This is a genomic window from Pseudomonas gingeri (assembly GCF_013385425.1).
Taxonomy (GTDB): domain Bacteria; phylum Pseudomonadota; class Gammaproteobacteria; order Pseudomonadales; family Pseudomonadaceae; genus Aquipseudomonas; species Aquipseudomonas gingeri_D.
In genome coordinates this window covers 1-12,699 of sequence record NZ_JACAQA010000006.1, presented here as the reverse complement: position 1 = coordinate 12,699, position 12,699 = coordinate 1, and the positions used below count along the sequence as shown (strand labels likewise).

The 12,699-nt window shown below is 63.1% G+C and carries 8 protein-coding genes; 3 read left to right on the top strand and 5 right to left on the bottom strand.

The features are described 5' to 3' along the window. Window positions 1-188: 188 nt before the first annotated feature. The 4 genes from HX830_RS11410 to HX830_RS11395 form a co-directional block, all read right to left on the bottom strand. Complete coding sequence (locus tag HX830_RS11410; RefSeq protein ID WP_152737097.1) at window positions 189-764, bottom strand: ANTAR domain-containing response regulator; 576 nt, start codon at window positions 762-764, stop codon at window positions 189-191. Between the two features lie 15 nt (window positions 765-779). Further along, complete coding sequence (locus HX830_RS11405; protein ID WP_177100260.1) at window positions 780-1,973, bottom strand: CmpA/NrtA family ABC transporter substrate-binding protein; 1,194 nt, start codon at window positions 1,971-1,973, stop codon at window positions 780-782. 197 nt (window positions 1,974-2,170) lie between these two features. Next, window positions 2,171-6,289, bottom strand: a complete 4,119-nt coding sequence (locus HX830_RS11400; protein WP_177100418.1) for a bifunctional nitrate reductase/sulfite reductase flavoprotein subunit alpha — start codon at window positions 6,287-6,289, stop codon at window positions 2,171-2,173. 11 nt (window positions 6,290-6,300) lie between these two features. Next, complete coding sequence (locus HX830_RS11395) at window positions 6,301-6,522, bottom strand: hypothetical protein (protein WP_177100258.1); 222 nt, start codon at window positions 6,520-6,522, stop codon at window positions 6,301-6,303. A gap of 494 nt (window positions 6,523-7,016) precedes the next feature. Between HX830_RS11395 and nirB the strand changes: the two genes are divergently transcribed. Then, the gene (nirB, locus tag HX830_RS11390; protein ID WP_177100256.1) at window positions 7,017-9,578 is read left to right on the top strand and encodes a nitrite reductase large subunit NirB; all 2,562 of its coding nucleotides are present in this window, start codon (window positions 7,017-7,019) and stop codon (window positions 9,576-9,578) included. Beyond that, window positions 9,578-9,949 (top strand): nitrite reductase small subunit NirD, encoded by a 372-nt coding sequence (gene nirD, locus HX830_RS11385; RefSeq protein ID WP_177100254.1) that lies wholly within the window; start codon window positions 9,578-9,580, stop codon window positions 9,947-9,949. Before nirB ends, nirD begins: the two co-directional genes overlap by 1 nt. 226 nt (window positions 9,950-10,175) lie before the next feature. Here nirD and HX830_RS11380 read toward each other — a convergent pair whose 3' ends face one another. Beyond that, window positions 10,176-11,840 carry an electron transfer flavoprotein-ubiquinone oxidoreductase gene (locus tag HX830_RS11380; protein ID WP_177100252.1) on the bottom strand — a complete coding sequence of 555 codons (1,665 nt, stop codon included), beginning with the start codon at window positions 11,838-11,840 and terminating at the stop codon, window positions 10,176-10,178. Between the two features lie 562 nt (window positions 11,841-12,402). Here HX830_RS11380 and HX830_RS11375 point away from each other — a divergent pair. Further along, window positions 12,403-12,699, top strand: a 297-nt coding sequence (locus HX830_RS11375; RefSeq protein ID WP_442757371.1) for an electron transfer flavoprotein subunit beta/FixA family protein, incomplete at its 3' end; no start/stop codon positions are given.

The following is a 12,699-nucleotide window of genomic DNA, read 5'->3' as shown; positions in this document are numbered from 1 at the left end:
GGGCAGCCGCCGTTGGCTACCGGGTATTGCCTGAGCACTATATGTGCCAGCTTTCAGTTTGAGTTCATTCAGCGCTCAAGCGCGGCCTTTGCAGGGCGTTGCCCGTGGCGCGAGGGCGAGTCGAGGGGAAAAGGCCCGTGCCCCACAACGCAGCCCGTTGGCGCGGCTGTGCTGCGTTGCGGTGCATGTCACTCGAGCAGTTCGCTCATGGCGATCACCTGCTCGGCGACCTGGATCAGCTTCTGCTGTTTGCTCATGGCCTGGCGGCGCATCAGGGTATGGGCGGCGGCCTCGTCGCAGCCCTTCATCTTCATCAGCAGCCCCTTGGCCATCTCGATGCGCTTGCGCTCGGCGATCTGCTGGTCGCGGGCCTGCAACTGCGCGCGCAGGTGCTGGTCGCTTTCGAAGCGGGCCATGGCCACGTCCATGATCGGCTGCAGGCGCTGGGACTGGATACCTTCGACGATATAGGCGCTGACCCCGGCCTTGATCGCCTGGCGCATCACGGCGGGGTCGTGTTCGTCGGTAAACATGACGATCGGTCGCGGTTGATCGCGGCTCAGCAGCACCACCTGTTCGAGCACGTCACGGCTGGGGGAGTCGGTGTCGATCAGCAGCACATCCGGGCGCACCGCCTCGACCCGCGCGGGCAGGTCGATGGTCAGGCCGGATTCGTCGACCACCTCGAAACCGGCTTCGCTCAAGGCCGTGCGCAGGCGCCCGAGCTTTTTCGAGGTGTCGTTGATCAGCAGGATTTTCAGCATGACGGCCAGCTCCTGTCAGTGATCATTGAGGGCATGCAGGGCAAAACCACGGGCGTAGGCCTCGGGGGCGGAACCGTCCCAGACCTGGCCGTCGAGCAGTCGGCTGCTGCGCATCGGGGTGCCGGGCATGGGAATGTCCAGGGCGTTCGCGGCGCGGCTGTAAAGGTCGAGTTGCTGGACCTGGCTGGCCACGCCCAGGTAATCCGGCGCCTCGCGCAGCAGGCCCCAGCGGCGGAACTGGGTCATGAACCACATGCCGTCGGAGAGGTACGGGTAGTTGGCCACGCCACGGTCATGGAAGGTCAGGGCATGGGGATCTTGCCAGTGCCGGCCGAGGCCGTCGTCGTAGCGACCGAGCAGACGTGGCTCGATGCTCGCCAGGGGCGCGTCGAGGTAGTCGCTGCCGCTGAGCAATTGCGCGGTGCTGCGCAGGTTTTCCTGGCTCTCTTCGATAAAACGGCTGGCTTCCAGGATCGCCATCACCAGGGCTTGCGCGGTGTTGGGGTATTCCTCGACGAAGGCGCGGGTGCAGGCCAGGACCTTTTCCGGATGGTCCGGCCAGATCGCCTGGCTGGTGGTCAGGGTAAAGCCCTGGCCCTGCTCGATGGCATGGGCGGCCCAGGGTTCGCCGACACAGAAGCCGTCGATGCGTCCGGCTTGCAGGTGTTCGAGCATTTGCGGTGGCGGTACCACCACACTGTTGACGTCTTCCAGCGGGTGGATGCCCTGGCTGGCCAGCCAGTAATACAACCACATGGCGTGGGTGCCGGTGGGGTAGGTCTGGGCGAAGGTCAGTTTGGCCTGGCCGTTGCGGGCACGCTGTTGCAGGGCCAGGGCGCTGGTGACGCCGGCGTTCTTGAGCGGTTGCGAGAGGTTGATGCTCTGGCCGTTCTGGTTCAGGCCCATCAGCACCGCCATGTCGGTGGCCGGTGTGCCGCTGATGCCCAGTTGGATGGCGTAGATCATGCCGTACAGGCCATGGGCGGCATCCAGTTCGCCGCTGACCAGCTTGTTGCTCAGGCCGGCCCAGGAGTTCTGGCGCTGCAGATTCAGCGTCAGGCCATAGGGTTGGGCGAAGCCCTGGGTGGCCGCGACCACCAGGGAGGCGCTGTCGCTCAAGGGCATATAGCCGAGGTTGAGCACGTTCTTTTCCGGGGCATCGCTGCCCGCTACCCAGGCCAATGGTGACCTTGCCAAATCGTTGTGCATGCGGTGATTCCTGAAACTGTGGGGCTGACGCCTGTCACAAGGTGGAGCAATAGTTATGCCGATAGCCGTCGGTCAAGGCCGAACACGCTCCCTTGTAGGAGCATGGCTTGCCAGCGAAAGGGCCCGCGAGACCGCCAGAAGCTTCGCGGGCAAGCCCGGTTCCTACAGTTTTGCGGTGTATTGAATATTCCGCTCACTCAATAGACATCACGCAGATAGCGTCGATCCTTGCTCATGGCACTGACATACAGTCCCGCCGCACCAGCGCTCATCCGGCCGTGGACCTGGACGATTTTCTTCAGCGCGGCATCGACATCCTTGGCCATGCGGCTGGCATCGCCACAGACATAGACGCTGGCCCCTTGCTCCAGCCAGCTCCAGAGCTGCGCGCCGGCTTCGAGCATGCGCTGCTGCACGTAGATCTTTTCAGTCTGGTCACGGGAGAAGGCGGTGTCCAGGCGGCTCAGGTGACCGCTGCGCAGCCAGGCCTCCAGTTCCTCGCGGTAGTAGAAGTCGCTGGCGGCGCGTTGTTCGCCGAAAAACAGCCAGTTCCTGCCCTCGGCGCCCTGGGCCTGGCGTTCCTGCAGGAAGGCGCGAAACGGCGCGATGCCGGTGCCGGGGCCGATCATGATCATCGGCGTGCGCGGATCTTGCGGGACCCGGAAGTGCGTGGTGCGCTGGATAAACAAGCGCGCGCCGGTGCTGGTGGCGCGGTCGGCGAGAAAGCTCGAACAGACCCCGCCACGGATCTGTTCGCCATGCCGGTAGCGCACGGTGGAAACCGTCAGGTGCACTTGCGCCGGGGTGACTTTCGCGCTGGAGGAAATCGAATACAGCCGTGGCTGCAAGGGCTTGAGCAGGCTGATTAATTGGTTGGCGCCAAGGCTGATGGGGAACTCGTGCAGCAGGTCCGGCAGTTGCCGGCCCCAGAGCCAATCCTTGAGCCGGGCCTGGTTGGCTTCCTCCTGCAATTCATCCAGCCAGGGACTGGCGCAGAGCCCGCAGACCCGGCGCAAGATCTCCGGGGTGATCCGGGTGATATCCAGGTGATCGAGCAGGGCTTCGCGCAATCTCATCGGCGCCTTGTCCTTGAGCGTGACCCCGCTGTCGCCGTCCAGTTGCAGGATATCCAGCAGCTTGTCGACCGACTCCGGACAATTGCTCGGCCAGACGCCGAGGGCATCGCCGGCCTGGTAGGGAAAGTCCTGGTCGCCGAGGTCGAACACCAGATGGCGGGTTTCCTTTTCCGCGCCGGGGGCATTGAGCACCTGGTTGTGCAGGAGGCGGGCGTGCAAGGGGTGATGGCGGCTGTAGGGGCTGCCGATGTCGGTCAGGGCGGGTTGTGTGACAGCGTTGGCGACTATGGTCGGGGGCGCGGACGGGCCGCTGAGCGCCGTGCACAGGGTTGTGAGCCAGGGTTCGACGGCTTGCTGGGCATCCTGCTCGCACTCCAGGCGCGGCAGCAGGCGTTCGGCGCCGAGTTCGCTCAGGCGCTCGTCGAGCTTGCGGCCGAAGCCGCAAAACTGGTCGTAGTTGGTGTCGCCCAAGGCCAGCACGCTGTAGCGGCTTTGTGCCAGGGCCTGGCCCTCGGCACCTTGCAGGGCCTGCCAGAAACCTGCGGCATTGTCCGGCGGGTCGCCGTCGCCAAAGGTGCTGGTGACCAGCAATACGCTGCTGGCGGCGCGCAGGTCGTCAAGGCCGGCCTCGTCCATGGCCCGCAGGCGGGTCCGTTGGCCGGCGCTGTCCAGGCGCTTGGCGCAGGCCTGGGCCAGTTCTTCGCTGTTGCCGGTTTGTGAGGCCCAGAGCACCAGCCATTCAGCGGTGGGGGCCTGGAGGTCGGCGGCGGCCTGTGGTTCCAGCGCGGTGCCCGCCGTACGGGAAAACAGCCCGGCAAGCAGGCCGTCCAGCAGCAGACGTTTATCGGCGCCAAAAGGCGCGCTGGCGGGCAGGGTGGGCACGCCCGGCGCCTTGGCCTCGGCACTGCGCAGGCCCAGCAGGTAACCCTGCATATACAAGTGTTCGTCGGCGGCCAGGCTCAGCTCTGCCGGAATATCGAGGTTGAGCAGGCGGGCGAAAGCGTTGATCTGCATGGGGGAAACATTCTCCGGGGCGGCAGCCGAGGCGTCGGTCAGCGCGAGTTCGGGGGCAAGGCGGGTGGGTTCTGGAGCCAGGGCCAGCAGGTTGACCGCACAGAACTTGAAGGCCGGCTGCAACGACACTGGGTCGATGGCATCGCTGGTCACGGTATTGATCGCCAGGTTGTCGCCGAACACATCGTTCCAGTGAAAGGGTGCAAAACAGTTGCCCGGCCGAACCCGCTCGGTGATCACTGCCGGGAGTACCGCACGGCCCCGCCGCGAACGGATTTGCACCGGGTCGCGTTCCTTGATGCCCAGGCGCGCGGCATCCTCGGGATGAATTTCCACGAAGGGGCCGGGGTTGAGTTTGTTCAGGGTCGCCACCTTGCCGGTCTTGGTCAGGGTGTGCCATTGGTGCTGCACCCGCCCGGTATTGAGCACCAGGGGGAATTCCTCATCGGGCATTTCCGTCGGCATCAGGTGCGGCCGGGCAAAGAACTGCGCCTTGCCGCTTTCGGTCGGAAAGGCGATTGCCGGTTGCTGGCCGTCCTGGTCGTATTTCAGCGCCTGGCTGAGGCCGTTGTTGAGGTAGCGGATCGGATTGCGCGTGGGCCCCCGGGCCTCGGCACACGGCCATTGCAGCGGTTGCTCGCGCAGGCGGGCATAACTGGCGCCGCGCAGGTCATAGCCGGTCTTGGGGTTCCAGGCCTGTTTGATTTCCTCGAACACCGCCTCGGCGCTGTCATAGGTAAAGGCCTCGGCATAACCCATTTCACAGGCCACGCGGGCGATGATCTGCCAGTCGGGGAGGGTTTCACCGGGTGGCTGCACGGCCTGTTGCATCAGGGTCAGATTGCGTTCGGAGTTGATCATCACGCCTTGCGCTTCGGCCCACAGGGCGCCGGGCAGGAGGATATCGGCGTAGCGGTTGGTTTCGGTATCCAGGTAGGCGTCCTGGCTGATCACCAGTTCGGCGGCTTGCAGTGCCTCGATAACGTTCTGCCGGTTGGGCACGCTCGCCACCGGGTTGGTGCAGATAATCCAGCAGGCCTTGATGCTGCCGGCGCGCAAGGCCTCGAACATGGCCACCGTGCCTTCGCCGGCTTCGGCCCGCAGGCTGCCGGGAGCCAGTTGCCAAAGCTGCTCGATAAAGGCACGGTCATCAGCCACCAGCGCCGAGCGCTGACCCGGAAGGCCGGGGCCCATATAGCCCATCTCGCGACCGCCCATGGCGTTGGGTTGCCCGGTCAGGGAAAACGGCCCGCTGCCAGGGCGGCAGAGGGTGCCGGTGGCCAGGTGCAGGTTGCATAGCGCGTTGGTGTGCCAGGTGCCTTGCACGCTCTGGTTGAGGCCCATGGTCCAGCAGCTCATCCAGTTGGCCGCCTGGCCGATCCACTGTGCGGCCTGGTGCAGGTCGGCCTCGGCCAGGCCGGTCAACTCGGCCACCCGGGCCGGTGGGTAGTCTTCGAGGAAGTCGGGCATGACTTCCCAGCCTTCGGTGAAGGCGGTGATAAAGTCGCGGTCGTCGTGGCCGTTTTTCACCAGCAGGTGCAGCAGGCCGTTGAGCAGGGCGAGGTCGGTGCCCGGTTTGATCTGCAGGAACAGGTCGGCCTTGTCGGCGGTGCCGGTGCGCCGCGGATCGACGACGATCAGCCTGGCCCCGGCCTTGACCCGGTCGAGCAGGCGCAGAAACAGGATCGGGTGACAGTCGGCCATATTCGCGCCGATCACCAGGAACAGCTCGCTGTGCTCGAAATCCTCATAGGAGCCCGGCGGGCCGTCGGCCCCCAGGGACAGTTTGTAGCCACTGCCGGCACTGGCCATGCACAGGCGCGAGTTGGATTCGATATGGCGGCTGCGGATAAAGCCCTTGGTCAGTTTATTGGCCAGGTACTGGGCTTCCAGGGACATCTGCCCGGACACATAGAGCGCCACGGCGTCCGGGCCATGGCTGTCGATAATGTCCCGCAGGCGTTGGGCGGTGGCGCTGATGGCCTGGTCGATACCGACGCGCGCCGGGTCGCGGCTACGTTGCGAACGCAGGAAAGCGTGCTCCATGCGTCCGGAATTGGCCACCGCCTGGCCGCAGGTGCTGCCCTTGGTGCACAGGCGACCGAAGTTGCTCGGGTGTTGTTTGTCGCCCGAGACCTTGACGATCAGATTGTCCTCGACCTGCATGACGATGCCGCAACCCACGCCGCAGTAAGGACAGACGCTGCGCACGGTGTTGCTGGCCAGGTGGGTATCGGTCATGGTGCGTCCTCGGGGTTGGAAACCGGGTCCGGCAGAAACGAAAAAAGCGCCTGCTGCTCCACGTTTTTCAACGGGAGCGGCACGGCGCCTTTGTCGTGAATGTTGCCTGAAGAGTGAAATACACAGCCATCGACGTTGATGGCCTGGTCAGGCTGTAGCAATGCGCGCGCCAACTGCTTCGGTGGTGGTCGACAGGGTGCGTTGGATAAGGCTGACATGGGGTGAGGCCAGGGAGCTGGTGCAACTCCGGGAGATGAAAATCAGCGTCCTGATGGGGCGAGTCGAGTCTTGTTGCACTGTTTTGGCGCTTTGTTGCCTGGTTGGGCTTGAACTTTTCCCAACGTCAGTCAGCTAAGGAAATGGGCTATTGAAAACACCGCGCAACTGTAGGAGCAGGGCTTGCCCGCGAAGCTCCTAGCGGTCTCGCGGGCCCCTTCGCGGGCAAGCCCTGCTCCTGCAAGGATCGTGTCAGGCCTTGGTTTTTGGGCCTTGGCACAAGCGATGCATAGCCCCTTGCACCTCACCGCGATGGCGCGAGTGGGATGCCCCGTCGATCAACGGCGATCGTTTGGCCACAACCGGCCCGGGTACACATGACTGCGTCGGGCCCACGGGCCGGCAGCACGAACAGGCAAAGGCGCCTGGAACCTTTTGGTTCCGGGCGCTTTTTTTTGCCTTCGAAAAACCGGATTGGCTTTGACGGATGCTTCCTATGAACAGCTATTCAGCGACCTCGAACAACCGGCCAACACTGTTGGTGATCGGCAACGGCATGGTGGGTCATCACTGCGTTGAGCAACTGGTCGAGCGCGGTGCCCTGGCGCAGTATCGGATTCATGTATTCAGCGAAGAACCGCAGCGCGCCTATGATCGCGTGCATTTGTCCGAATACTTCAGCGGTCGTGATGCTCAAGCCCTGGCTCTCGGCGATATCGCGCTGTACCAGACCCCGGGTGTCACCTTGCACCTGGGCCGCGCGGTGCTGGAGATTGATCGCGAACGTCGCGAGGTGATCACCGCCGACGGCCGTGTGGCCTATGACAAGCTGGTGCTGGCGACCGGTTCCTTTCCCTTCGTTCCGCCGATTGAAGGCGCCGAGGGCGACTCGCGGCTGGTCTATCGAACCCTGGGTGATCTAGACCGCATCCGCGACGCGTCTAAAAATGCCCGGCGTGGCGTGGTGGTCGGTGGTGGCCTGTTGGGCCTGGAAGCAGCCAATGCCCTGAAGTCCCTGGGTCTCGAAGCCCATGTGGTGGAGTTCGCGCCACGGCTGATGCCGGTCCAGCTGGATGAGCAGGGCGGTCAGGCGCTCAAGGACCGGATCGAGGCGCTGGGGGTCAGTGTGCACCTGTCCCGTGGTACCCAGTCGATCAGCACCGGCAGTGAATACCGCTACCGGATGAACTTCGCCGGCGAGGATTTCCTCGAGGCCGATCTGATTGTGTTTTCCGCCGGTATCCGTCCGCAGGACGCCCTGGCCAAACAGTCTGGTCTGGAACTTGGTCCACGTGGTGGGGTGGCCATCGACAGCCAGTGCGTCAGCAGCGATCCGGACATCTACGCCATCGGTGAATGCGCGGCCTGGAACGGCGGCATCTTCGGTCTGGTCGCTCCGGGCTACCAGATGGCCCGCGCGGTCGCCACGCAACTCTGCGGTGAAGACAGCGAGCCGTTTATGGGCGCGGATATGTCGACCAAGCTCAAGTTGCTCGGCGTCGATGTCGGCTCCATTGGCGATGCCCATGGCGCCACGCCAGGTTCACGCAGCTACCGCTTTATCGACGAGGCCAGTGCCAGCTACCGGCGCCTGGTGGTGTCCGCCGATGGCAAACGCGCCTTGGGTGCGGTGCTGGTCGGTGACAACAGCTACTACGACACCCTGCTGCAGTACGTCAGCAACGGTATCGACCTGCCCGCCGACCCGGCCGGGCTGATCCTGCCATTGGGCGAGGCGACACCGGCCCTGGGGGTGGATGCCTTGCCCGCGACCGCCACCGTGTGTTCCTGCCATAACGTCAGTAAAGGGGCGATCTGCTCGGCCATCGACGGCGGTTGCAGCGAGCTCTCCGAACTCAAGGCCTGCACCCGCGCCGCCACCGGCTGTGGTGGCTGTACCGCGCTGCTCAAGCAGGTCTTCGAGCACGAGTTGAGCGCCCGTGGCGTCACGGTGGACAAGAGCCTGTGCGAGCATTTCGCCCATACCCGCCAGGAGCTTTACGCCATTGTCCGGGTAGAGCGCATCGAGTCCTTCGACGCGCTGCTGGCTCGCCACGGCAAGGGCCATGTCGGCTGCGATATCTGCAAGCCGGCGGTGGGTTCGATCCTTGCCTCGTGCTGGAACCAGCCGATCATGGACCCGGCGTTGGTGCCGTTGCAGGACACCAATGACACCTTCATGGCCAACATGCAGAAGAACGGTACCTATTCGATCATCCCGCGTATCGCCGGCGGCGAGATCACCCCGGACAAACTGATCGCCCTCGGCGCGGTGGCGAAGAAATACGATCTGTACACCAAGATCACCGGCGGCCAGCGGATCGACCTGTTCGGCGCCCAGTTGCACGAATTGCCGCAGATCTGGGGCGAGCTGGTGGATGCCGGATTCGAGACCGGTCACGGCTACGGCAAATCATTGCGCACGGTGAAGTCCTGTGTCGGCAGCACCTGGTGCCGCTATGGCGTGCAGGACAGCGTCGCCATGGCCCTGCTGCTGGAGAACCGCTACAAGGGCGTGCGTGCGCCGCACAAGTTCAAGCTCGCGGTTTCCGGCTGCACCCGCGAATGCGCCGAGGCGCAGAGCAAGGACATCGGCGTGATCGCCACCGACAAGGGGTGGAACCTTTATGTCGCCGGCAATGGCGGCATGCGTCCGCGGCATGCCGAGTTGTTCGCCACCGACCTCGATGACGCGACCTTGATCCGCTACATCGACCGCTTCCTGATGTTTTACATCCGCACCGCCGACCGCCTGCAGCGCACCTCGGTGTGGCGTGAAAGCCTGGAAGGCGGCCTCGACTATCTCAAGGCGGTGATCATCGACGACAGCCTGGGCCTGGCCGACGAACTGGAGGCACAGATGGATCTGCTGGTCGATCGTTACCAGTGCGAATGGGCCAACGCCCTGCAGGACCCGGAGAAACTCAAGCGCTTCCGCACCTTCGTCAATGACACCGGCGGCGATCCCGCCATCCGTTTCGTCGAGGAGCGCGGCCAGCGTCGTCCGGCCCGTGCCGATGAACTGCAGCTGATCCCTGTCGCCGAGGAGTTGAACTGATGAATGCCACGACCCTGGAACGTCCGCAGAATGCTGTGGAATGGAAAACCCTGTGTAATCGCGCCGATTTGGTGGCTGATTCCGGAGTGGTCGCCTGGCTTGACGGCGCCCAGGTGGCACTGTTCCATCTGCCGGCTATCGGCGGTGGCGAGCAGGTCTTTGCCATCGATAACCGTGATCCGAAATCGGGGGCCAATGTGATTGGCCGTGGCATCGTCGGTACGCTGAAGGGCGAGCTGGTGATTGCCTCGCCCTTGTACAAACAGCACTTCCGCCTGGCGGATGGCTCCTGTATCGAATACCCCGAGCAGCGCTTGCGGGTCTGGCCGGTGCGCTTGAACGGCGATCGGGTGGAGGTGGGGGTGAACTGAGGCACAGCGCTGGAGCGTGAGGGCGCTATAAGCTTCGCGGGCAAGCCCTGCTCCTACAGTTAAACGTCGATCACTGATGTTGTGTACGACACGACATTGTAGGAGCAGGGCTTGCCCGCGAAGAGGGCCTTGAGGACATTACAAGCTCTGCGGATAGCACAAACTTCAGTGCATTCTCAAGTAAGCAGAAAGGCCCCCGAAGGGGCCTTTCTGTTGTGCCGAGGACTTACATGTTCGGGTAAGTCGGGCCGCCGGCGCCTTCCGGGGTGACCCAGGTGATGTTCTGCGAAGGGTCCTTGATATCACAGGTCTTGCAGTGCACGCAGTTCTGGGCGTTGATCTGGAAACGCTTCGCACCGTCTTCCTGGGTGATCACCTCATACACACCGGCCGGGCAGTAACGCTGTGCCGGCTCATCATAGAGCGGCAGGTTCTTGCCGATCGGAATGCTCGGGTCCTTCAGCTTCAGGTGGCAGGGCTGCTCTTCTTCATGGTTGGTACCCGAGATGAACACCGAGCTGAGCTTGTCGAAGCTGAGCTTGCCGTCCGGTTTCGGATAATCGATTGTCGTCGAGTCCTTCGCCAGCTTCAGGCAGGCATAGTCCGGCTTGGTGTCGTGCAGGGTGAACGGCAGTTTGCCGCCGAAGATATTCTGGTCGAGCCAGTTGAAACCGGCGCCGATGATCGGGCCGAACTTGTGCATCGCCGGGCCGAAGTTGCGGCTGGCGAACAATTCTTCGTACAGCCAGCTCGATTTGAACGACTCGACGTAGCCGTGCAGCTCATCGCCACCCTCGGCACCGGCCAGCAGCTTCTCGGCCACGGCTTCGGCGGCGAGCATGCCGGACTTCATCGCGGTATGGCTGCCCTTGATCTTGGCGAAGTTCAGGGTGCCCAGGTCGCAACCGATCAGCGCGCCGCCGTTGAAGACCATCTTCGGCAGCGAGTTCAGGCCGCCCTTGCAGATGGCGCGGGCGCCGTAGCTGATGCGCTTGCCGCCTTCCAGGTACTGCTTGAGCACCGGGTGATGCTTGAGGCGCTGGAACTCGTCGAACGGCGACAGGAAGGTGTTGCTGTAGGACAGGTCGACGATCAGACCCACCACCACCTGGTTGTTTTCCAGGTGATAGAGGAACGAGCCGCCGGTGTTCTCGGCGCTCATGATGTCCAGCGGCCAACCGGCGGTGTGCACCACCAGGCCTGGCTCATGCTTGGCCGGATCGATTTCCCAGATTTCCTTCAGGCCGATGCCGTAGTGCTGGGCATCGGCATTGCTGTCGAGCTTGAAACGCGAAATCAGCTGCTTGCCGATATGCCCACGGCAGCCTTCGGCGAACAGCGTGTACTTGCCGCGCAGTTCCATGCCAGGGGTGTAGAGGCCGTCTTTCGGATGGCCTTCACGGTCGACACCCAGGTCACCGGTGATGATCCCGCGAACCACGCCGTTCTCGTCGAACAGCGCTTCCTGGGCGGCGAAGCCCGGGTAGATTTCCACGCCCAGGTTCTCGGCCTGCTGGGCCAGCCAACGGCACAGGTTGCCCAGGGAGATGATGTAGTTGCCTTCGTTGTGCATGGTCTTGGGCACAAAGAAGTCGGGAACCTTGGTCGAGGTCTCGTGGCTGCGCAGGACATAGATGTCGTCGCGCTTGACGGGGGTGTTCAGCGGCGCGCCGAGCTCTTTCCAGTCCGGGAACAGTTCGTTCAGGGCCCGTGGCTCGAACACCGCGCCGGAAAGGATATGGGCACCGACCTCGGAACCTTTCTCCACGACGCAGACGCTGATTTCCTGACCCGCTTCGGCCGCTTTCTGTTTCAGCCGGCAAGCGGCGGACAGGCCTGCGGGGCCGGCACCGACGATGACCACGTCGAATTCCATGTATTCGCGTTCCACAGACTCTCTCCTACTCAAGGCTCACATTTTTCTAATTGGAGGTTTGGTGTCGCGCTCCAGTATTCCTGCACCACGTCGGGAGGAGGATCACGGATGAGACATCTTTCTCTCTAGGCGGCGCATTATATCTACACCACTACCAGCGTCCAATACAAACGTTTGTTTGAATTCGCTGCAGGCTAGATAAATCAAAGAAGCGCGGCTTATGACTGGCCATTTTGCCGTATTGACCGGAATGGGCGTTCCGGTCAAGATACGGGCGGTTTCGCGCTCGCCGTAGGCTGAATCAAGGATTCAGGAGCCCCTCTAAAGACAGGGCGAAGGCAGTGGGAAGTACAGCGGCATGCCGTTCTGGCGCTGAGTTTACACGCCTTGACGGTTCATGACTGCCCGGTCACGTCCGACGGACGGTATAGGGTGGTCGGCGTTGGTATTTTCCTTATCAAGTGCCGGCGTTTTTGGAGGTGCCCTTGTGCTTCTTATGGAGTCGTGCGCCGTTGAGCATCAACCGCCAGGATGAGTCCTGGCGATTTCCTTTTCACCGGAGAGTAACGAGGAATCCATGAAGGTTCTTGTAGCTGTCAAACGCGTTGTCGATTACAACGTCAAGGTCCGCGTCAAGGCGGACAATTCCGGCGTCGACCTCGCCAACGTCAAGATGTCGATGAACCCGTTCTGCGAAATCGCAGTGGAAGAAGCGGTACGCCTGAAGGAAAAAGGCGTCGCGACTGAAATCGTCGTCGTCTCCGTTGGTCCGTCCACCGCTCAGGAGCAACTGCGTACCGCGCTGGCCCTGGGTGCCGACCGTGCCATCCTGGTTGAATCGGCTGAAGAGCTGACCTCCCTGGCCGTGGCCAAG

Coding starts and splice junctions, on each gene's coding strand:
- HX830_RS11395 (WP_177100258.1), bottom strand. CDS start 6,522: ATGTCAGCCTTATCCAACGCACCCTGTCGACCACCACCGAAGCAGTTG.
- HX830_RS11410 (WP_152737097.1), bottom strand. CDS start 764: ATGCTGAAAATCCTGCTGATCAACGACACCTCGAAAAAGCTCGGGCGC.
- HX830_RS11405 (WP_177100260.1), bottom strand. CDS start 1,973: ATGCACAACGATTTGGCAAGGTCACCATTGGCCTGGGTAGCGGGCAGC.
- nirB (WP_177100256.1), top strand. CDS start 7,017: ATGAACAGCTATTCAGCGACCTCGAACAACCGGCCAACACTGTTGGTG.
- nirD (WP_177100254.1), top strand. CDS start 9,578: ATGAATGCCACGACCCTGGAACGTCCGCAGAATGCTGTGGAATGGAAA.